The following is a 21,462-nucleotide window of genomic DNA, read 5'->3' on the forward strand; positions in this document are numbered from 1 at the left end:
GGGAGGACGTCTCCACAGTTATTAACTGTGAAACGCCCTCCCGCTTTTGTTTTGAATGATTAAAATGGTAAGAATTCTCTTTCAATAAATTTCTTAGACACTTTCAAATCGTGAGTATCTAAGACATTGAAAATATCAATGAAATCCAGATGATACTGCATTTGATTAAATAATGCTGTTACATCTAATGGTACATTAGTGTGGATTTCTGCAAGTTGTTTTGAAAGTTTCAAATCATCTAATTGGCTGATGATTTTCTTTTGTTGTGCCGGTGTCAATTCGTCAATGTGATTGATAACATTTTCTACAGACTGATATTTTAAGATTAATTTATGTGCTGTTTTTTCACCAATTCCTTTGACGCCAGGATAACCATCAGCGGTATCCCCCATAAACGCTTTGATATCGATGAGTTGAAGCGGATGTAATTGATATTCTTCTTGATAGCGTGTTAAATCATAACGGTTATAAATATTAAATCCTTTTTTAGTCAACCAAACTTCAACATTAGGATTTATACATTGTAAGATATCTTTATCTCCTGTAACGATATAAACTTCGTTATCCTCTGATAAATTTCTGCTTAACGTTCCGATAACATCATCGGCTTCATAATTTTTAACTCCAATATTAACAAACCCAAGTGCGTTTGAAATATCTTGAACTAAATCGAATTGTGGTATCAATTCATCAGGCGGTGCTGGTCTATGTTGTTTATAATCTGCAAACATTTCATTTCGAAACGTTTGTTGCCCTATGTCCCAACATACAGCGATATGTGTCGGCTGAATATCATCTATCGCTGAAAAGATGTGACGAACAAATCCTTGTACGCCATTAGTCGGAACTCCGTTTGAATTTCTCATGAATTGATGATGAATGCTTGTAGCATAGAAATGGCGGAATAATAACGCCATTCCATCTACCAGCAATACTTTGTTTGTCATACTACTTCCTCTTTCTAAGTTAAATAATTTCTTTTAATTGACGGTTAGCCGCATCAATTTGTTGAATCAAGCTATTATCAATTTTAACGCTTAATAATGCGCTTGCTTGTTCATGTATTTCATTTGAAATCTCATTTAATTGTTGATCTGCAATCTTGCCCATCTTAGACACTTGTTGTTCTAACTCTTGTCGTAATTGGTTAATGTTGTTTTGCAACAAGTCAACCGTTTCCATTGTGATTTGCTCTTGTAGTTCTTTTTGTGCTTTCAGTTGCAACAAACGCTTTTTCGTCAATTTTTTCGGAAGATGTTCGAACATTTCATTAAAATCAATATGCATCGTTGTAATTTTATCTTTATCCATTTCAATCTCAAAGTGTGGCTGTAATAAAATATGCAATTGATTCAATTGCTTAACAATAGGTGCAAGTTGATCTTCCAGTTGCTTATTAAAGAATTTTTTAATACGTTCAGCAATTAAAGTTTGTTCCATATACAATCTGCCATGGATTTGTTCAAGATATGTTTTAACTGCATCACGTTTTTCAGCATCAAAGTCATTGTTTTTAGTCATTTGCCCGTTGAATACTGTACGAACTTCATCAAACAATTGAATTTTTAAGCGTTCATTTAAGTGATATACTTGATCTTCAACTTCGTTATAAACATGTTGTTTAGTCGTTTTTAAAGTCGTATTTGGAATCGCACCTTTTTGTTCAATCTTTCTTACTTCTTGTTGACGCGTTTCCATTTCTTCACGGTTGTTTTGATAGTCTTCTGACATTTGTGTATAAGAGGCACTAATTTGTTCAAGTTGCGCTTTCATTTGTTGTTGTAAAACAACCTTAGATTCGACCTCCGCAAAGTAATCTAGACTATCTTTTAGTTTATTTAGCCCTTCATCGCCCTCTTTTAATGCACGTCGACTAGAAACACTATAAATATCAGCAGGCATATTTACTTGTTGTAATGCATCGCTGACATAATCTTCCACAGCTTCTAAATCTTCTGTTGATTCTGCTAAATCTACTGCATTAATAATCATCTTGAATGTTTGATTTTCATTGAGTTGATTCATCTCTTTCATATACTCAATAAATGCTTTGTCGTTATCAGTAAATGAATGATTGAAGTAACTTACGTATAAAATCAAATCAGATGATGTTAATATTTTTTCCGTTTCATTAGAATGACGTTGGTTATTTGAATAAAGACCTAAAGAGTCTACAATAATTTTATTTTTCAACCAGTCTATCGGTAAGTTTAAATGAACAGTTTCCACAAACGCAGCATACTCATCTTGAGCACTCCATTTTTTCACTTCATCCTGACTGATATCGTGATGGTAACCATCTTGAATCATATTTTGGTATAAATCTAATTGTTCTTTAACCGCATTAACAAAAGCAAGTTGTTCTTTCTTCAATGAATGTTTTAACTCTGTTGTATCTGTTGCTTTAAAGTCCTCTAAACTCTCAAAGTGGAATTTTTGAGATTCAACTAATTGATTTAATTCCGCGAGTAATTGAGGTGCTTGTTTTAAAGTGATTGCACTTGAATTACCATATGAGAGCTCTGTTGTTGCTGCTGTAGTAGGATTTGGTGAACTTACTAAATAATTTTCACCTAGTAACGCATTGATTAAGCTGCTTTTACCAGCACTGAATGTACCGAATACGCCGATTTTCACAATTTGTTGATCCATTCGTTCAATAGCAGCCTTCAAATCTGATTTGGTTTGTTCAAATAAAGGAACAGGATCAATGATATCGATACCTTGCTTAATTGTTTCAATATCGATATCAGATTTTAACTCAGTTTTTTGTTTAGTTTGGTTCAGTTGTTTTTTCGGTGTTTCTAGCTCTTCTTTTGTATATGTGATTTCTGTACGGTCAATCAATTTATCTAATGAATCATCTAAATGAATATAATAATGTTGATAATTTCTTGTGATGAGTGATTCACGTAGCTTACGTAACTCAATATATTTTTCATAATCATTTTGATCCGTCTCTTCTTCATCGTCGACATGTTGTGTTTCAGCATTTTCAATAGCACGTTTTAATAGAGGTTCTGATTCTTTTTTAATAAATCGATGAATAGCTTTAACGACATCGTCACAGAAGTTTAATACATAAGCATTACTGATACTCATTTGTTCTTGGTATAAATCTGTGACAAGTGAGGATGGTATTTCATAATGCTGATTTAAAATAGATTGGTTGACGTCTGTTTGGTTGATGAAGCGGGTTAAGAATGACATATCTTCTCGCATAGGCTGTCTGATTTGTTGATTTACAATATCTTGTAACGCTGTCATTACATTTTGTAATCGTTCTTCCCTAGCTTCTTCAGTTTTCTTTTTCTTATTAAAGAATCCGCCAACTTTGAATGTTTTTACTTGGCTTTCTAAGTAGAGACGAATCTTTTCACGCATTTCATGCGGCATTAAGTATGCGTTTTCTAAAATGTTTTTGCGTTGATAATTTAAATATTTATAGAGCTTATCTGGATCATTTAACAACTGTGCTTCTTCACTAACAGATTGATTCTGTTGGAAGTTTAAATAAGCTTGGTCAAATTGTGAAGCATCAATATCTAAATTTGCTAAAATATCCTGCATTTCAGCTTGAATATATGATTTTTGGTCTTCGGTAATAAACTGTGTGATTCTTTCAATATAGTCTTCCATAGACTCGCGATGTGTATCTTGTTCGATTAAGAAATCAGACAGTGCATTAATTTGATTTTCTGGGTGGTCATACTTAGAAACATAAAATGTTTTCAGAAGTTCTAAGTCCCATTCATCTACCGCGTGCTGAATATTTTGTTTGAAAGCATCGAATGAAAGCTCTTCATCATTATGTTTATCGATTTGATTTATTACGAATACTACTGGGATGCCTGCATGATTCAAACGTTTCATAAATTGGAAGTTCATTGCGGATTGAACATGGTTATAATCTACTGTATAAAAAATAATATTGCTGGTAAACATGAATTGTTCTGTTGATGCTTGGTGTAATGAAACGTTTGAGTCTACACCTGGTGTATCTTGTAAGGTGAATCCTTTTTTGAATTTATCAGATTCAAAACGAATTTCTACAGACTCTACATCCCCATTTTGTCTGTTTAATTGCTTCACTTCATCATAATTATTCAAGCGTGTATATTTTTGACCTTCTAAGTTTGCGATAATTTCACTTTTATCAGCGACACTGACGATTGCTGTGTTGCTGGTTGTCGGTACAGGTGAACTTGGTAAGATTTCTTGTTCTAGTAGTAAGTTGATTAATGTAGATTTGCCTGCTGAAAAGTGACCGACAAATGTTAATGTGTATTGATCTAGATAAACTTTTTTAATGACTTGGTTGATAATATGGACCAAATCTTGATGGTTTGATTTTTCGACTTCTTTTTTTAATTTATATAAAATATCTAATTGGTTGTTACTCGTCATAGATTATGTACCCCTTTATAAATAACATTGCTTTAATTGTATACTAAAAGCGCTTTACTCTAAAGGATTAAAATCGATGTTGCGGAGAATAAAAAAGATGCATCTGACTGATATTTAGTCAAATGCATCATAATTTTAAAGACCTGGATTATTCGCATGCTTAATTTGTAAGTAGCGAGATAAGCTGTAAACGATAATTCCAGCCCAAATAAAGATAAAGGTAACGAATTGATTTGTATCAAAAGGTTCTCTGTAAATAAAGATACCTAAAATAAAAATTAATGTCGGACCGATATATTGAATGAATCCCATTAATGATAAAGGAATACGTCTTGCACCTGCAGAGAACGAAATTAATGGAATCGCTGTAATAGCCCCTGAGAACAATAGCCAGAATGTCGGCATGTTGATACCAATGGTTGTTTGATGAGAGATCCATAAATAAACGATATAAATCAAAGCTGCTGGCGTTGTAACGATACATTCAAATGTAATACTGCTTAAAGCATCAATCGGTACAATTTTCTTAAGCAGGCCATAAAATCCGAATGACACCGCTAAAATAATCGAAACAACCGGAAACTCTCCGATTTTTAACGTCATGTATAGCACACCAATAAAAGCAAGGAAAATTGCTAACCATTCTAACTTATTGAATTTTTCTTTCATAAAGATCATCGCAAGTAAAATGCTGACAAGCGGATTAATATAATAACCTAAACTCGCTTGGAGTACGTGATTATTATTTACCGCCCAGATAAATGTGCCCCAGTTTACTGTAATGATATAGCCGGCTAGAATAATAGCCCAAAGTTGTTTGGTTGTTAAGGCTTTAATGCCACTTATAAATTGTGAACTTTTTCCCATTGCCATGATTAATACAACCATAAAAATCATGGATAAAATAATACGATAAGCGAGAATTTCAAACGGACTGATATCATTGAGCAACGACCAATAAATTGGTAATGTTCCCCAAAGGATATAGGCAATTATGGAGTATACTATGCCGCGTTTAAATTCTTGATTCATCCTAGTCACCCCAATTTTTCAAACTATTTACTTTTTCTTAGCCCAATATTGATAATACGTACATTCTATATAACCATTGAAGAGCTTTCTACGTTTTGTTGCTTTTTGTTGTGTTAAAAATTCAAATTCTTTATTACTTGTTAAAATGTACTCTGATAAGTTTTTGTGTTGACGCATCAACTTACCAAGATAGCGATACATTTCTTCAACTTCTTCTCTATCACCAATACGCTCACCGTATGGCGGGTTACCGATTAATGCGATAGGTTGATCGGTATGGATATCTAAAGTATTCACATCTTTGACACCGAATTGAATGACTTCACTCAATCCTACTTCTTCAGCGTTACGTATCGCAATGTCTACCATTTCAGGATCAATATCATACGCATAGACTTCAACTTCTTTGTCGTAATCTGCTTGTTGATCTGCTTCGTCACGCAATTGTTCGTATAGATCATCAGGCATGATATCCCATTGTTCTGAAACGAATGAGCGGTTAAAGCCAGGCGCAATATTTTGTGCAATTAAGCATGCTTCAATTGCGATTGTTCCTGAACCACAGAATGGATCGATTAAAGGTGTGTTGCCATCCCAGTTAGCTAAGCGAATCAACGCAGCAGCTAATGTTTCTTTGATTGGCGCTTCACCTTGTGCGAGTCTGTATCCGCGTTTGTTTAAACCTGAACCAGAAGTATCAATTGTTAAAAGTACTTCGTCTTTATGAATTGCGACTTCCAAAGGATACTTACTTCCTGTTTCATCTAACCATCCTTTATGTGCGTAGGCATCTTTTAAGCGTTCAACAATTGCTTTTTTCACGATTGCTTGAACATCAGGTACACTATGAAGCGTTGATTTAACACTTCGACCCTGTACTGGGAAATTACCATCTTCTGTAATGATTGTTTCCCAAGGTAATGCTTTGGTTTGTTCGAATAATTCTTCGAATGTTGTTGCTTTAAAGCGTCCCATGACTAATCGGACTCTGTCAGCAGTACGCAGCCATAAATTACTTTTGGCAATTGCAGTTTCATCGCCTTCGAAAAATATTCTTCCGTTTTCCACTGTTGTTTCGTAGCCTAATGCGTTAACTTCTTTTGCAACGACAGCTTCAAGACCCATTGGACATACGGCTAATAATTGATACATATGCGTTGACCTTCCTTCTATTTTTGTTGATTTACTTTATTATTGTAGCAAATTTTGAAGCAGTAATATATGTGTAGTAAGCGAGATATCAAATAAAAAAAGCTCTCCAATCTTGGAGAGCTGAACTAGTGAGGATATTTCTATAAGCCATGTTCTGTACCTTAGTACTGATAACGTGCACTAGTAGTCACTCGTACGCCGGTGGTAACCATCTGTCTGGAATAAGTATTTACGCACACTTATTCCCTCATTTATACGTTGAATTCCGCTAAATAAGTGCTCCTACCAAATTTGGATTGCTCACTCGAGGGGTTTACCGCGTTCCACCCTTTACATTTCTGTAAAGGCTCCGTCACTGTGGCACTTTCAAGCTACTTTAATCATATCCAAAAGACTTAGATTATTTCACTGCCGTCTATTAGCCTTGACTTATTGTTTCATCAAGCACGAACACTACAATCATCTCAGATTGTGTGAGCATGGACTTTCCTCTATATTGCTATAGCGATTACCCGAAATATCACTTCTTAAAATTATAGCATGGTTCTTTGTCTATGGTAAAGCTAATCCGAAAAAGCACAACTTTTCAGACTTCGAGCCATAAACTTAGAATAACTATTTTCCAAATACTGCTTTTTCTAAATTAGAGATACGTTTAAGAATATCTACATTACTAGAATTTGTGTTTGAAGAAAAACTTTTGTTTTCTTGTGGTCTAGAAGTAGCTACACGTAAACGTAACTCTTCAAGTTCTTTTTTCAACTTATGATTTTCTTCATTTAATTTAATTACTTCATTATTCATGTCTGCCATTTTTTGATAGTCTGCGATGATGTCATCTAAAAATGCATCTACTTCTTCCCTTCTATATCCACGTGCAAGGGTTTTTTCGAAGTCTTTCTCATAAATATCTTTTGCTGATAATTTTAAAGATACATCTGCCATTTTTTCTCCACCTCATTCGAAACTTTCTTCAGACCACTGTATATCACTGATGAATGTATTGATTTCATCAAACGTTACAACATCATAAGTATAGTTTGTTTGTACTGCAAAATCAACTAACATCCGCTTAAAGAACTTTGGACTCGCTTCTTGTTCTTCATCATAAATTAGAACAGTCATATCAGTATGGTCTAGGATAAATTGATCTGTTTGTTTGAATTGAAAGGGCCCTTCGTAGGGTGCGTGATGCACTGAATCATGAAAATCAGCTTTTTCAATAATTTGTTGATACTTCAACTGATTTTGTTCATTCCAACGTTCTGTATGATTTTGAAAAGGTGTAATCACACCGAGCTTTAATTCAGGATACTCTTGTTGCAAGTCAAGCACCACTTCAGCTGTCCACATTTCAATTCCTAATTGTCCTTGTATCAATACCCATTCTAAACCTTCCTCAACCAGATTTTGCAATTTGTTTTTTAAAAATAATTTAAGGTATTTTACTTCAGGTGCATCATCTTTAAATATATTTAATTCATAGGATTTATAGCCGGAAACATATGCTGTTTTAACCATATTGCGTTTCACTTTCCTTTAAATAGTTTAAATCATAGTTCACACTTTTCAGTTTATCCATAAAGAGTTTCCGGCTTGCTGAAGCATAATGACATTCGACAGAAAGGCGTTCTAAATTTTCTTTGAGTATTTGATACTTCAACTGATTCATGTATGAAAGCGCAATGATATTTTCTGCATAACCATCCAATTGGTTCAACAAATCATCGATGTGATAAGCAAAAGGCATCACCTCGTTTTTGAAATCATATGCCTTACCTGATCTAGCTTCTTCATATCTTTGTTTCATAATATAGGTTTGTTCTATTAATGTTGAGATAATGGTATACAATCACATTTCGCCTCCCTCACAATTAAATTATCATATATTGATAAGTACGTCATTTCAGAAAACCTTTAAATCCCTATGATAAAAGGGTTCAATATTGTTAAATAGCCTGATTAACGTTAAAATAAGTGACATATACACAAACCAATGTTTGCTTAAATACTAAAGGAAGGTTTTTAAGTAAGCTTTGTATTGATATAAGTTTCGAGAGTTTGCATCTCACTGTAAGTTGTGTATAATTATTACGGTTTAAAAACCTGTTGGTGTGGTGAAACAAATGAATTATCCAAATGGTAAACCATTTAATAGAAATAAGACTAAAGTTGGACGCACAAACCCATTCAATTCAAGTAAAATCAAGTATGGCGGACGTGGGATGACTTTAGAAAAGGAAATCGAATTATCAAACGATTACTACCTTTCTACAGGTAAAGCAGTAATACACAAGAAACCGACACCCGTTCAAATCGTAAATGTTTCTTATCCTAAACGCAGTAAAGCTGTGATTAAAGAAGCATATTTCCGCACCCCATCTACAACTGACTATAACGGTATTTATAATGGCCGTTATATTGATTTTGAAGCAAAAGAAACACAGAGCAAGACGTCTTTTCCATTACAAAATATTCATGAACACCAAGTTGCGCATATGAAATCATGCTATGAACAAAACGGAATTGTATTTTTACTAATTCGTTTTAAAGCATTAGATGAAGTTTATATGCTGCCTTATCGTTCCTTTGAAAACTTTTGGCAAAGACATCAAAATAACATCAGAAAATCAATTACAGTTGAAGAAATAAGAAAAAATGGTTACCATATTCCTTATCAGTATCAACCACGATTGAATTACCTCAAAGCTGTTGATAAGTTGATATTAGATGAAAGTGAGGACCGCGTATGACGGAAAGAAAGAAGACTTCTCATTCTAAGAATGGAAAGTCTGGTAAAAAACAGAATAGGAATATTAAGAGGACAATTATTAAGATTATTGGCTTCATTTTAATTGCGTTTATTGTCTTAGCCTTAGTTGGTGTTCTTTTATTCGCTTACTACGCATGGAAAGCGCCAGCGTTTTCTGATGCAAAATTAAAAGATCCTATACCAGCAAAGATTTATGATAAAGACGGTAAATTAATCAAGACACTTGATAACGGTCAAAGACGTGCGCACGTGGACTTAAAAGATGTTCCGCAAAATATGAAAGATGCCGTTCTAGCTACTGAAGATAATCGTTTCTATAAGCATGGTGCTTTAGACTATAAACGTTTATTCGGTGCGGTCGGTAAAAACATTACTGGCGGATTCGGTTCACAAGGTGCATCAACATTAACACAACAAGTTGTTAAACGTTCATTCTTAACCGATCAAAAGTCGATTGGCCGTAAAGCACAAGAAGCATACTTATCGTATCGTTTAGAACAAGAGTACAGTAAAGATGAGATTTTCCAAATCTACTTAAACAAAATTTACTACTCTGACGGTGTTTATGGGATTAAAGCAGCAGCTAAATATTACTTCGACAAGGATTTGAAAGATTTAAATTTAGCTGAGGAAGCGTACTTAGCAGGTTTACCTCAAGTACCTAACTTATACAATGTATATGATAATCCTAAAGAAGCGGAATCTCGTAAAGATACTGTATTATACTTAATGCATTATCATAAACGTATTTCTGAACAAGATATGAAAAAAGCGCAAGATACACCAATTGAGAAAAACTTAGTTAAACGTAGTGCTGATGATCGTGCAATTAAGCCAGATAATAAAGATCCTGAGTATAACTCATATGTGAACTTTGTGAAGTCTGAATTAATGGCACATCCTGAGTTCCAAGATAAAAATCTTGGCGACTTAATGAATAGTGGTATTAAGATTTATACTAATATGGACTCTAGCGTTCAAAAAGCATTGCAGAACCGTATTGATAACGGCAATTACTATAAGAACGAAGATCAACAAGTTGGTTCAACAATTGTTGACAGTAAGAGCGGTGGATTAGTCGCAATTTCTGGTGGCAGACACTTTAAAGATGTTGTCGACCGTAACCAAGCAACTGACCCTCACCCTACTGGTTCTTCATTAAAACCATTCTTATCTTACGGACCAGCAATTGAGAATATGCAATGGGCAACAAACCATGAACTTCAAGACGAATCAGAATACATGGTAGATGGTACTACATTCAGAAACTATGATACGAAGAGTCATGGTAATGTCACACTTTATGATGCATTACGTCAAAGTTTCAACATTCCAGCATTGAAAGCTTGGCAACAAACGAAACAAGATGCTGGTCAAGACGCACCTAAGAAATTTGCAGACAAAGTTGGCTTGAAATATGAAGGTGAAATTGGTCCTTCAGAAGTACTTGGTGGTTCATCATCTGAATTCTCACCTACTGATTTAGCTTCTGCTTTCGCAGCGTTAGCTAATGGCGGTGAATACAACCAAGCACACGGTATTACTAAAGTTGTTGATCAAGAAGGTAATACTACAGAGTTTGATCACAAACACCACAGAGCTATGCATGATTACACAGCATACATGCTTTCAGAAGTACTAAAAGGTACATTTGAAGCTTGGGGTTCTGCTTATGGTCATGGCGTATCTGGTGTTAACTTAGCAGCCAAAACTGGTACAGGTACTTATGGTTCAGAAACTTACCAACAATACAACTTACCTGATAACGCAGCGAAAGATGTATGGATTAACGGTTTCACTCCTAAATACTCAATGTCAGTTTGGATGGGCTTCAATAAAGTTAAAGAATATGGTCAAAACTCATTCGTTGGTCATAACGAACAAGAGTATCCACAATACTTGCTTGAAGATGTGATGTCAGATATCAGTCCTAGAGACGGACAAGACTTCCAACGTCCAGCTTCAGTTAATGGTTCAAGCAAATCTGACTTATACGTTGCTAGCAACCCTGACCACAATACTACAAACCGTAAAGTAAACGGTAATGGTACTACTCAAGGCGGCAGCAGTAATAGCAACAATAGTCAACAACAAGGTTCAAATAACAGAAGTCAAAACTTTGGTAACAATAACCAACAAGGACAAAGCAATAATCAACAACAAGGCAACAACAACCAGCAAGGCGATAATCAAAATGGCAATGCATTATCAAGATTCTTTAATCTACATGCCATTTTCAATAATAAAGCTTCATAAATAATAAAGGTGCAGTGACTCAAACTTCTGAGCACTGCACTTTTTTCTATACTTAATAATATGAAAAGACATGTTTGAACAAGAAATTCAAACATGTCTTTTATCATTTTCATTTAAATTATTAGCGTTTTTGATGTGCTTGTCTTGCTTTATACGCTGCGTTCATTTTAATGAGTTCACTGATGAGTGTTTTCATCTGACGATAACCCATAAAGTGATGTTTTCGTTGATGAATATAATCAAATCGTTCTTGGAAATTAATGGGCACAACTGGATAAGTTTCTAATTTATCGTAATCAATTGTTTCAACATTGTTAATCTGACAAAAATAGTGTTCGATTAAAGTTAAATATTCATCAAGTAACGCTTTTCCTTGGTCTGATGTTAATTGTTTCTTTTTCGCAAAGACATCAATTTGGGCTTCTAAAGCTTCAAAATCAGATTTTGTAATCAAAAAATCACCTCTTATGCTTTAGCTTCTTTTCTTAGTTTTTCACGATATCGTTTCTGCCCTTCTCTACAATCATCGAATAAAGGACAAATATCACATTTCGGTGCACGTGCCAAACAGTGATAACGTCCAAAGAAAATCAGTTGATGATGACTTTGATTCCATCTTTCTTTTGGAATAATTGAACACAGGCGTTCTTCTACCTCTTTGACGCTGTCTTTCCATCGATTAATACCTAATCTTTTAGAAACACGTTCTACATGTGTATCAACTGCTAACGCTGGAACACCGAATGCGACACTTAATACAACATTCGCAGTTTTTCGACCAACACCTGCAAGACTTTCTAAATCTGTACGATTATTAGGTATTTTGCCATCAAATTTATCGATAAGTGATCGGCATAGCTTTTGAATGTTTTTGGCTTTATTACGATATAACCCTATTGAGCGAATATCTTGTTCCAGTTCTTCTAAACTGACATCCAAATAATCTTGTGGTGTTTTATACTTTTTAAATAACTCACGTGTTACTTTATTAACTAATACGTCTGTACACTGTGCAGATAGCAACACCGCAATGGTTAATTCAAATGGATTATCATGTTTAAGCTCACATTCTGCATCTGGAAACATTTCATCAATGACATCTATCATACTTAATGCCTTTTTCTTACTTAACATTATGATTCCTCCTGATTCAACCAGTCAAATTTTGGAATGCTTTTGACTGTATGTTTCATTTGCGGTGTATGGTATTGACTACTGATCTTTTTAGAGTCCTCCACTGTTTTAACGTTGTTTTTCTTCCAATTTAATAGGATTCTATCAATGTATTTAAAGCTCATTTTTTCTTGACTCAATGCTTCATTCACCGCAGCTTGAATCACTGAAATATCATGGTGATCAACGTCAATCCACTGATTTAATGTATCAATTTCAATGGGTGATAAAGGACGGCCAAATGCGCTTTCAATCATTTGGAATAATGACTTAAAGGACTCTTGGTTATTCATTTCACGTTGTTGTGTTTCTTGAGATTTTAAAATTTTACTGAAAGATTGATAAAAACCATCTAGATTCATAAATTCCGCAAAACGTCCTTCTTCATCTTTTTGTACTGTTAAATCTAATAAATCTAATTGAATTAGACGCTGAATAACACCTGTCACTTCGCGTTCCTTCATCGTTGTACCTTTACTAAGATATGAAATAGAAGGTTGTTTATTTGAATGCTCATATTCATAAATTAATTTTAATAAGATGATTAAATCAGTTTCTGATAATCCCATGTCAGCATAGTGATCGAGTAATTCTCTTCTAATAACAACGGGGCGTTTTCTAAGTAATTCTATATCCAAAGTGACCCTCCTTTTTTGATATTTTACCTATTGAAATGGTCCAGTCATCGTTTACACACATGACTGGACCCATTTATTTTTCATTCAAATCATAGAATTGTTTATGGATATAAACGGTTTAATAAGCGTGGGAATGGTGCTGTTTCTCTAACGTGTTCTACGCCAGAAATCCATGCCACTGTTCTTTCTAAACCTAAACCGAAGCCGCTGTGAGGTACTGAACCATAACGACGTAAGTCTAAATAGTACTCATAGCTTTCTTTATCTAAACCATGTTCTTCGATACGTGACTCTAATAATTCTAAGTCATTAATACGTTCAGAGCCACCGATAATTTCACCATAACCTTCAGGTGCGATTAAGTCAGCACATAAGACTGTGTCTTCATTGTCTGGATTTGGCTGCATATAGAATGGTTTGATTTTTGTAGGATAATTTGTGATAAATACTGGTAAATCATAATGGTTTGCGATCGCTGTTTCATGCGGTGCACCAAAGTCTTCACCCCACTCGATGTCATCAAATCCTTCTTGTTTTAAGTATTCGATTGCATCATCATATGTGATACGTGGGAATGGTGTTTTAACTTTCTCAAGTTTAGAAGTGTCTCTGTCTAAGATTTTAAGTTCTAAGGCGCAATTCTTAAGTACAGATTGAACAACATGAGCAACGTATTGCTCTTGTGCTTCTAAACTGTCGTCGTGGTTATAGAAAGCCATTTCGCCTTCAATCATCCAGAATTCGATTAAATGACGGCGTGTTTTAGATTTCTCAGCACGGAATGTCGGACCGAATGAGAAAACTTTACCATATGCCATTGCTGCTGCTTCTAAATAAAGCTGACCACTTTGTGATAAGAAGGCATCTTCATCGAAATATTTAGTGTGGAATAATTCACTTGTACCTTCTGGTGCACTTGCTGTTAAAATTGGTGGATCAATTTTAACGTATCCGTTATCGTGGAAGAATTCGTATGTTGCACGAATAATTTCATTACGGATTTTCATCACTGCATGTTGTTTTTTAGAACGTAACCATAAATGACGGTGATCCATTAAGAATTCTGTACCGTGATTTTTTGGTGTGATTGGATAATCATGTGCTTCATGAATAATCTCAATAGATTTAACTTGCATTTCATAACCTAAATCTGAACGATTATCTTCTGTAATTGTACCTGTAATGTACATTGATGATTCTTGATTTAAGTTTTTAGCTGTCGCAAATGTATCTTCATCTACTTCAGATTTCACTACGACACCTTGCATGAATCCAGTTCCATCACGTAATTGCAAGAATGCAATTTTACCGCTAGAACGTTTGTTTTGAAGCCAAGCGCCAATTGTGACTTCTTGACCAATGTAGTTCTTTGCTTCTTTGATTGTAGTCTTCATTATTCAAACTCCTATACTTCTTTTTGACATTTATTAGAGAATTAATGATTGCTCGAAACTTCTAATTTTATCAAGTTGCTTTGAGCATTTGATTAACTTTTAACCCGTATATATTTTATCAAATAAATGCGTTTTCTTCTAGTTGATAAACTCTATTGTGCGGTTAATCGCTTTAATATTTTACTGAACTTTTGCAGATTACCGATTTGCTGATTGAATGCTTTTAACGTATGCATAAAGAAATGCTGATAATTACTTTTGATTAAGCGGTCATCAAAGGAAACAATGATGCCTTTATCATTTTCGTTTCGAATTAAACGCCCTAATCCTTGTCTGAAACGAATGACTGCATCAGGCAGCACATAGTCTTTAAACGTGGAGACAAACTCTGAATCCATCAACCAGTATTTCGTATTGTTCTGATTCATAAACGGCAGTTTTGCAATCATGACACATTTAATGCCGTCACCTTGGAAATCAAAGCCTTCAAAGAATGTTCCTGTTCCTAATAAGATTGCTTTATCAAAGCTGTTGAATTGTTGCGCTATTTTATAGTTTTGACTATTGTTTTGCTGTGACAAGATAATGTAATCTTCAAAATCAGGTAAGTCATTTAATAATTCTTGAACATGATACATCATTTTGTAACTTGTAAAGAGCACTAAACATTTAGATTCAGTCATATTTACATATTCAGTAATATAACTGACAATCGCGTGCTCATATTTTTCTACATCACGATAATGATAAGGCTCAACATCATTTGGAATAAAGATAGTTGCTTTATTTTGGTTATCAACTACATCGTCAATAATATACGTGTTGAATTCAGCATCTTGGTTGAACCACTTTTTATAAGCTTCAAAGGATCCATTAAAAGTTAACGTGCCTGAAATAAAAGTTAAGGCATTAAACTTGTCTAAAATTTGATGTGAAAGTATATCTTTCACCTTATAATCCTTCACATAAATCGTAATCGTTGATTTCTGTTCTAAATTTTTAATGGATAAAAAGCATGTGTGATCTGCTTTTAAACTTTGTTCAATCGCACGGAAGTGGTCATTGATGTACAGTAAATGTTTACGAATTGATTTGATAGTTTTATGACTCATGCCATTAAAGTATTCTAACGTTAAATTTAATTTATGGATAATCTCATGGATATCTTTTAATATCGGCGCTTTATCAAATTGATTTACAAAATGAATCTTATGATTATCATCATCATGAATCGTAGAATCATGGATAATATCGAAGATTGTCGTAAATAATTGTTCATTCAATTCATGAATATCATTTACTGCGGTTTTAAGTCCAAAAACATCAATCGGTGGAATATCTAATCTTTCTAAGATACGTTTTTGTTCAAGACGATCTACTGCCTTTAATAGTTTTTCATTTTCTGTCTTACCGATTAAACCTAGTTGATATTTAATATCTGAATAGCTGAGTTCATTTGTGACTTGGTCTAATGCATAATCTGGTAAGCGATGTGCTTCATCGATAATACAGTCTTCAAACAATTGATAAATACTATTTTCTTGAGAAGCATGTATTAAATGCGCATGATTTGTTATACCAATTTGGATATTTTGTGCATTACGTTTTAAGAAATTATAGTAATGAATATCATGACGGACCGGCACATAAGTTTCAGCTTTTTGCTCTAAATACATCTTTTGTCCGCCTTTAAGATTAAGCTCTTGAATGTCTCCTGTTTCTGTGTGGGTAATCCATATCAATAATTGCATTTTAAGCAAAGTTACATCGTAGTTTTGTGTTTCGTCTTTAAGGATTTGACTGATGAGTCCTAAAGAAATATATTCACGTTTACTTTTGATAATCGCCGCATTGATACGGTAACCAAGTACTTTTTCCAGTGTAGGTATTTCATGTTCTAATAACTGATTTTGCAATAACTTAGTATTTGTTGAAATCATGACATGTTGTTTAGTTTCAATATTATACATCAGTGCTGCAATTAAATACGCAATAGATTTACCTGAACCTAAGGGTGCTTCAATCAATGTTTTATCATTATGCATGAGTTGATCTAAAATAATTTCTGTTAAATAAAGTTGCTTTGGTCGATATGTGAACCCTAAAGCGTCAATGACCTTTTTATAAAAGTCTTCAGTTGAACCTTCAAAATCAATGGAAGGTGCTTTGAAATCGACTTGTTTTCTGTAAATGATTTGTTCAAATTGAGCGTATTGATTATCTAATGGCTGATCGCCATGATGTCTAACCATTTCAAACAATACATCATGTAACTGATATTTTAAATCTTTGCTTAAGTAATAAAGTTGTTTCAATGTATCAGTCGGTAATGCGTTCAATACATTAAAAGCTTTAACCATTAATTTTGCTGTAGTAGCCGCATCTTCATCAGCGCGATGAGCATTATTCAGTGGAATATTATGATTTTCTGCTAATTCACTCAGCTGATAGCTTTTATCCATTGGAAATGCAATTTTAAACAATTCTACAGTATCAATCGTTTTTCTAGGATGATAAGTAATATTACATTTTCTAAATGCATTTTTTAAGAAGTTCAAATCAAAAGAGACATTATGTGCAACAAACACACAATCCTTCAAGACTTCATAAACTTCATCTGCAATTTCATGAAAGTATGGCGCTTGTGTTAACATAGCGTCTTCGATTGACGTGAGTGCCTGAATGAAAGGCGGAATTTCTAAGTCTGTCTTTATTAAAGAGTGGTATGAGCCGACAATTTCATAATTACGTACAAATGTAATACCGATTTGGATGATTTCATCATAATCCTTCTGGTTACCTGTCGTTTCTAAATCTACCACTGCATAAGTAGTTTGACTCACACGATCGCCTCCTTTCTATAAATCTATATCTGCACTCATTAAACGGTGGTTTGTACCTGCTTCATCTACGACTAATAAGAAACCATCTTTATCGATATCTATCGCTTGACCACTGAATTGTTCATCATTTTCTGTGAATTTCAATGTTCTATGCCAGATATTCGAGTGTGTTCTATATTCGTCTCTAATAGATTCAAATGGTACGGTTAAGAATTGAATATAACGTTTTTTCATATTTTTTAATAATGTATCTAAAAATGCATAACGGTCTACTTTTTGATCGGCATGTTCAAAAATGCTTGTGGCACGATGTGCAATCTCTTCTGGGAATTCGTCTGCATGTTGATTCATATTGATACCGATACCACATATAACAGCTTCTATACCATCACTGTTTGCGGACATTTCCGTTAAAAAACCACATACTTTTTTCGAACCGATATAAATATCGTTCGGCCATTTGATTTCAACTTTATCGTTTGAAAATGGTTGGATAGATTCGCGAATTGCTAAAGCCATAAATAAATTAAATGTAGTGATTAAAGAAAAAGGAACTTTAGGACGAAATACTGCACTCATCCATAGACCTTTCCCTTTTGCTGAGTCCCAAAAACGGTTGAAACGGCCACGCCCTTTCGTTTGTTCATTACTCAACACTAACATTGCGTTTTGATGGCCAACCATTTTTTGTTTCGCAGCAAGCTGTGTCGAATCAATCGTATCATAAACATAGACATCATCGAAAAAACCTTGTGCATCCACAATTTGTTCTACAATTCCAGGATACCAAGTATCCGCAAGCTGTTCTAATTGATGGCCTCTATGATTAACAGAGTGAATAACACACCCTTCTGCTTTTAATTGATCTATAATTTTTTTAACAGCAGTTCTCGAAATTTGTAAATGTTCTGCTATCATTTGACCAGATATATATTCTGGTTGATTATCATATAACATTTTAACGACATCTTGACTATATTTAGACATTTGCTTTCACCCATTTTATGATTTCACTTTGTTCATTTTGCAACTCATGATTGATAATCGCACATTCTATTTTTCTTAGTATATCTTTTAACCATGGGCCGCCTTTTCGATTTAATGTTTCTAATATGATTTTACCATTGATAGCGATATCACTTCTTTTAGAAATCACTAAGTCCTTGTCAATCTCTTTAATTGATTCTTGATTTATTATTAAAGGATGACCTAAATAAATCCTGTTTTCATTCAGTGTTTCATGCATCGACAATATATAAGATAATACAGGCAAGCCGTAGTCGTAAACTAAAAGACGCAATGCTTTTTTATCTGAAAGTGTTTCTAGCTTTTCAAAAATACTACAATACATTTTTACCTTCTTTTTCATATCGTTACTAATTTTTAGTTTTGCTAAAGCACCATTATTTTCAGGTTGTTTAAACATCATTACCGCAAGCATTAATTCTAATGAAATTGGTTCGCAAATATGAATGTGTGACATCTTATAATTTTTGAAAAATGGCACATAATCAAAGAAATTCAGTTCAAGTAATAATGGATAAACGTGTGCGACATCTTTACCATTTAGTAGTTTCGTTAACTCTACTATGATTCTTTCGATGGACAAATAGGCAGTATCAGCCATACGGTTTTTCATCGCATTGTATGTGGCATCATCTATGTCAAACCCTAATTGCGATTTAAAGCGTAAGCCTCGTAGTATGCGCAAAGCATCTTCAGTAAAACGCTCTTCTGCAGGGCCTACTGTAACAATTCGTTTTTGTTTAATATCTTCATATCCGCCGAAATAGTCTCTAATGGTAAAATCAGTATCCATCGCAATCGCATTCATTGTAAAGTCCCTACGCTCTACATCTTTATATAAATCACGTACAAAATAAACTTCATCTGGCCGTCTATGGTCTTTGTATTCACCTTCGGCACGATATGTGGTTACTTCATAATTTTCATTTTGATAAACAACGTTAATCGTTCCATGTTCTTTACCAATTGGAATCGTATGATCAAATATGGATTCGATTTCATCGGGAGAAGCGCTAGTAGTAATATCAATATCGTGAATAGGACGGTTCATTAAATAATCACGGACCGATCCACCGATAAAATAGGCTTCAAATCCATTCTCTTGTATTTGGTTTAAAATAGGTGCAGCTTTTAAAAATAAGTCTTTATTCATGATTTTCCTCTAACATTTGGTTGTAATAATATTCATATTGATCTGCGATTAACTCAGAGTTGAAACGTTCTGTCACATCTTTCAGCATTTGTTCGCGAACACGTTGATACAACATATCATCCGTTAATAACTTAATCGCATATTCACTCGCTTTATCGCTATCTCCAATATCAACAATAAAGCCTGTTTCTTCATGTTTAATCACTTCTTTAATACCGCCAGCCGTTGAACCGATGGGTACAACACCTGTTTTCATCGCTTCTAATAATGTTAAACCAAAACTTTCCTTTTCACTTAACAAGAGTACTAAATCAGACATTTGATAGAATTGATTCACAAATTCTTGTTTACCTAAAAACATGACATCATCTTCAATATCTAGTTCACGTACTAAACGTTTCATTTCCATTAACTCTGGTCCATCACCTAGTAATAGTAATTTCGATGGTATTTGATCATGCACTTTTTTGAAAGTCTCAATAATCGTATCAATACGTTTGACTTGTCTAAAGTTCGAAACATGAATCAATACTTTCTCATCAGGTTTGATACCATAAACTTTTTTCAATGCATCGTTTCGTTTTGTCGGAAAATCAATTTCTCTGACAAAGTTATAAATCGGTATGATTTCTTTATCAGTACCGATGATTTCTTGCGTTTGATGTGCTAATGATTTACTTACACTTGTTACAACGTCACTATTTTCAATACCGAATTTAATCGCATCTTTAAGAGAATGATCAAAACCAAGCACTGTAATATCTGTACCATGCAAAGTCGTCATGATTTTGACGTCTTTACCAGACATTTGACGTCCTAATATGCCGCAAATCGCATGAGGCACTGCATAATGCATATGTAGGATATCTAAATCATATTCACGAATTACAGATGCGATTTTTGTACTTAAACTGATATCATAAGGTGGATATTGAAAAACTGCATATTGGTTTACTTCTACTTGGTGGAAAGTAATATTTGGAAGTGGTTTTCTAATACGAAACGGTAAGTTTGAAGTGATAAAGTGGACATCATGTCCTCTTTCAGCAAGTGTTATCCCAAGTTCAGTTGCGATAATACCTGAACCTCCCATAGAAGGATAACATGTAATTCCTATCTTCATTTCAAACCGACTCTCCTTTATCTCTCTCTATAGTTTTATTTACGTTCAAAACGATCTTTATCTCGTGTATTAAATTTATGCATTGTTTCATCAAAACTTTCGGTCATATCGATATCTAAAGAATTTGCGATACATAATAAAACGAACAGGTTGTCTCCGAGTTCAGCTTTAATCGTATTTTCCTCTTCAGTATCTTTCTTTTTCTTTTCTCCATATACATGGTTGATTTCTCTAGCAAGTTCCCCGACTTCTTCTGTTAAACGTGCTAAATTCGCAAGGGGTGAGAAATAACCAGCTTTAAATTGGCCGATATATGCATCGACTTCTTTTTGCATTTCTGACATAGTTTTCATGCATTTCATCTCCTTACATCTTAACTCCTAGTATATCTTATATTTTTTTATTATGCATTTTAAGTGCAATCTCAACAAAATAAAAAACCTTGCTGCGAGAGCAAGGTTTCAGACTGTCGACAAAGTCCTACGGACTTGT

The 21,462-nt window shown here is 34.1% G+C and carries 18 protein-coding genes and 1 other RNA gene; 2 read left to right on the forward strand and 17 right to left on the reverse strand.

From position 1 onward, the window contains the following. Positions 1-59: 59 nt before the first annotated feature. The 8 genes from HMPREF3031_RS05885 to HMPREF3031_RS05920 form a co-directional block, all read right to left on the reverse strand. Entirely contained in the window at positions 60-947 is an 888-nt protein-coding gene (locus HMPREF3031_RS05885) for a 5'-3' exonuclease (RefSeq protein ID WP_002480947.1), read from the reverse strand. A 19-nt stretch (positions 948-966) separates the two neighbouring features. Beyond that, positions 967-4,407 carry a dynamin family protein gene (locus tag HMPREF3031_RS05890; protein ID WP_070684281.1) on the reverse strand — a complete coding sequence of 1,147 codons (3,441 nt, stop codon included), beginning with the start codon at positions 4,405-4,407 and terminating at the stop codon, positions 967-969. A gap of 135 nt (positions 4,408-4,542) precedes the next feature. Next, the gene (gene rarD, locus HMPREF3031_RS05895; RefSeq protein WP_002480949.1) at positions 4,543-5,439 is read right to left on the reverse strand and encodes an EamA family transporter RarD; all 897 of its coding nucleotides are present in this window, start codon (positions 5,437-5,439) and stop codon (positions 4,543-4,545) included. Positions 5,440-5,466: 27 nt separating this feature from the next. Then, the gene (locus tag HMPREF3031_RS05900; protein ID WP_002480950.1) at positions 5,467-6,591 is read right to left on the reverse strand and encodes a THUMP domain-containing class I SAM-dependent RNA methyltransferase; all 1,125 of its coding nucleotides are present in this window, start codon (positions 6,589-6,591) and stop codon (positions 5,467-5,469) included. 138 nt (positions 6,592-6,729) lie between these two features. Continuing rightward, positions 6,730-7,111, reverse strand: an RNA gene (gene rnpB / locus HMPREF3031_RS05905) — RNase P RNA component class B. Between the two features lie 95 nt (positions 7,112-7,206). Continuing rightward, positions 7,207-7,536: a cell division regulator GpsB gene (gene gpsB / locus HMPREF3031_RS05910; protein WP_002480951.1), complete on the reverse strand. Its 330-nt coding sequence runs from the start codon at positions 7,534-7,536 to the stop codon at positions 7,207-7,209. A gap of 12 nt (positions 7,537-7,548) precedes the next feature. Next, positions 7,549-8,112, reverse strand: coding sequence for an SLOG family protein (locus HMPREF3031_RS05915; RefSeq protein ID WP_002480952.1), 564 nt, complete (start codon positions 8,110-8,112; stop codon positions 7,549-7,551). Then, on the reverse strand, positions 8,105-8,443 hold the full coding sequence (locus tag HMPREF3031_RS05920) for a DUF1798 family protein (protein WP_002480953.1): 339 nt from the start codon (positions 8,441-8,443) through the stop codon (positions 8,105-8,107). Before HMPREF3031_RS05920 ends, HMPREF3031_RS05915 begins: the two co-directional genes overlap by 8 nt. Before the next feature lie 274 nt (positions 8,444-8,717). Here HMPREF3031_RS05920 and recU point away from each other — a divergent pair, with 274 nt between their 5' ends. Both recU and HMPREF3031_RS05930 read left to right on the forward strand, forming a co-directional pair. Beyond that, complete coding sequence (gene recU, locus HMPREF3031_RS05925) at positions 8,718-9,344, forward strand: Holliday junction resolvase RecU (RefSeq protein ID WP_023015200.1); 627 nt, start codon at positions 8,718-8,720, stop codon at positions 9,342-9,344. After that, positions 9,341-11,620: a transglycosylase domain-containing protein gene (locus tag HMPREF3031_RS05930; RefSeq protein WP_002480955.1), complete on the forward strand. Its 2,280-nt coding sequence runs from the start codon at positions 9,341-9,343 to the stop codon at positions 11,618-11,620. Before recU ends, HMPREF3031_RS05930 begins: the two co-directional genes overlap by 4 nt. 121 nt (positions 11,621-11,741) lie before the next feature. On the opposite strand, the gene HMPREF3031_RS05935 is transcribed toward HMPREF3031_RS05930, so the two are convergent. From HMPREF3031_RS05935 to HMPREF3031_RS05975, 9 genes are all read right to left on the reverse strand, one after another. Beyond that, positions 11,742-12,074, reverse strand: a complete 333-nt coding sequence (locus tag HMPREF3031_RS05935; RefSeq protein ID WP_002480956.1) for a YpoC family protein — start codon at positions 12,072-12,074, stop codon at positions 11,742-11,744. A gap of 11 nt (positions 12,075-12,085) precedes the next feature. Beyond that, positions 12,086-12,754, reverse strand: coding sequence for an endonuclease III (gene nth, locus HMPREF3031_RS05940; protein ID WP_002480957.1), 669 nt, complete (start codon positions 12,752-12,754; stop codon positions 12,086-12,088). Next, the gene (locus HMPREF3031_RS05945) at positions 12,754-13,431 is read right to left on the reverse strand and encodes a DnaD domain-containing protein (protein ID WP_002480958.1); all 678 of its coding nucleotides are present in this window, start codon (positions 13,429-13,431) and stop codon (positions 12,754-12,756) included. The genes nth and HMPREF3031_RS05945 overlap by 1 nt, the downstream gene beginning before the upstream one ends. Positions 13,432-13,532: 101 nt before the next feature. After that, on the reverse strand, positions 13,533-14,825 hold the full coding sequence (asnS, locus tag HMPREF3031_RS05950; RefSeq protein WP_002480959.1) for an asparagine--tRNA ligase: 1,293 nt from the start codon (positions 14,823-14,825) through the stop codon (positions 13,533-13,535). 152 nt (positions 14,826-14,977) lie between these two features. Next, positions 14,978-17,668 (reverse strand): helicase C-terminal domain-containing protein, encoded by a 2,691-nt coding sequence (locus HMPREF3031_RS05955; protein WP_002480960.1) that lies wholly within the window; start codon positions 17,666-17,668, stop codon positions 14,978-14,980. Between the two features lie 15 nt (positions 17,669-17,683). Further along, positions 17,684-18,655 carry a biotin--[acetyl-CoA-carboxylase] ligase gene (locus tag HMPREF3031_RS05960; protein WP_061054718.1) on the reverse strand — a complete coding sequence of 324 codons (972 nt, stop codon included), beginning with the start codon at positions 18,653-18,655 and terminating at the stop codon, positions 17,684-17,686. Further along, positions 18,648-19,847, reverse strand: coding sequence for a CCA tRNA nucleotidyltransferase (locus tag HMPREF3031_RS05965; protein ID WP_002480962.1), 1,200 nt, complete (start codon positions 19,845-19,847; stop codon positions 18,648-18,650). Before HMPREF3031_RS05965 ends, HMPREF3031_RS05960 begins: the two co-directional genes overlap by 8 nt. Further along, the gene (gene bshA / locus HMPREF3031_RS05970) at positions 19,840-20,970 is read right to left on the reverse strand and encodes an N-acetyl-alpha-D-glucosaminyl L-malate synthase BshA (protein WP_070724701.1); all 1,131 of its coding nucleotides are present in this window, start codon (positions 20,968-20,970) and stop codon (positions 19,840-19,842) included. Before bshA ends, HMPREF3031_RS05965 begins: the two co-directional genes overlap by 8 nt. Before the next feature lie 35 nt (positions 20,971-21,005). Further along, positions 21,006-21,323 carry a nucleotide pyrophosphohydrolase gene (locus tag HMPREF3031_RS05975; RefSeq protein ID WP_002480964.1) on the reverse strand — a complete coding sequence of 106 codons (318 nt, stop codon included), beginning with the start codon at positions 21,321-21,323 and terminating at the stop codon, positions 21,006-21,008. Between the last annotated feature and the right edge of the window lie 139 nt (positions 21,324-21,462).

The organism is Staphylococcus sp. HMSC072B07 (assembly GCF_001815505.1).
Lineage (GTDB): Bacteria > Bacillota > Bacilli > Staphylococcales > Staphylococcaceae > Staphylococcus > Staphylococcus simulans.

What these genes read in the sequence shown, in the direction of transcription:
- HMPREF3031_RS05885 (WP_002480947.1), bottom strand. Translation starts at nt 947, where the DNA reads ATGACAAACAAAGTATTGCTGGTAGATGGAATGGCGTTATTATTCCGC.
- HMPREF3031_RS05890 (WP_070684281.1), bottom strand. Translation starts at nt 4,407, where the DNA reads ATGACGAGTAACAACCAATTAGATATTTTATATAAATTAAAAAAAGAA.
- rarD (WP_002480949.1), bottom strand. Translation starts at nt 5,439, where the DNA reads ATGAATCAAGAATTTAAACGCGGCATAGTATACTCCATAATTGCCTAT.
- HMPREF3031_RS05900 (WP_002480950.1), bottom strand. Translation starts at nt 6,591, where the DNA reads ATGTATCAATTATTAGCCGTATGTCCAATGGGTCTTGAAGCTGTCGTT.
- gpsB (WP_002480951.1), bottom strand. Translation starts at nt 7,536, where the DNA reads ATGGCAGATGTATCTTTAAAATTATCAGCAAAAGATATTTATGAGAAA.
- HMPREF3031_RS05915 (WP_002480952.1), bottom strand. Translation starts at nt 8,112, where the DNA reads ATGGTTAAAACAGCATATGTTTCCGGCTATAAATCCTATGAATTAAAT.
- recU (WP_023015200.1), top strand. Translation starts at nt 8,718, where the DNA reads ATGAATTATCCAAATGGTAAACCATTTAATAGAAATAAGACTAAAGTT.
- HMPREF3031_RS05930 (WP_002480955.1), top strand. Translation starts at nt 9,341, where the DNA reads ATGACGGAAAGAAAGAAGACTTCTCATTCTAAGAATGGAAAGTCTGGT.
- nth (WP_002480957.1), bottom strand. Translation starts at nt 12,754, where the DNA reads ATGTTAAGTAAGAAAAAGGCATTAAGTATGATAGATGTCATTGATGAA.
- asnS (WP_002480959.1), bottom strand. Translation starts at nt 14,825, where the DNA reads ATGAAGACTACAATCAAAGAAGCAAAGAACTACATTGGTCAAGAAGTC.
- HMPREF3031_RS05960 (WP_061054718.1), bottom strand. Translation starts at nt 18,655, where the DNA reads ATGTCTAAATATAGTCAAGATGTCGTTAAAATGTTATATGATAATCAA.
- HMPREF3031_RS05965 (WP_002480962.1), bottom strand. Translation starts at nt 19,847, where the DNA reads ATGAATAAAGACTTATTTTTAAAAGCTGCACCTATTTTAAACCAAATA.
- bshA (WP_070724701.1), bottom strand. Translation starts at nt 20,970, where the DNA reads ATGAAGATAGGAATTACATGTTATCCTTCTATGGGAGGTTCAGGTATT.
- HMPREF3031_RS05975 (WP_002480964.1), bottom strand. Translation starts at nt 21,323, where the DNA reads ATGAAAACTATGTCAGAAATGCAAAAAGAAGTCGATGCATATATCGGC.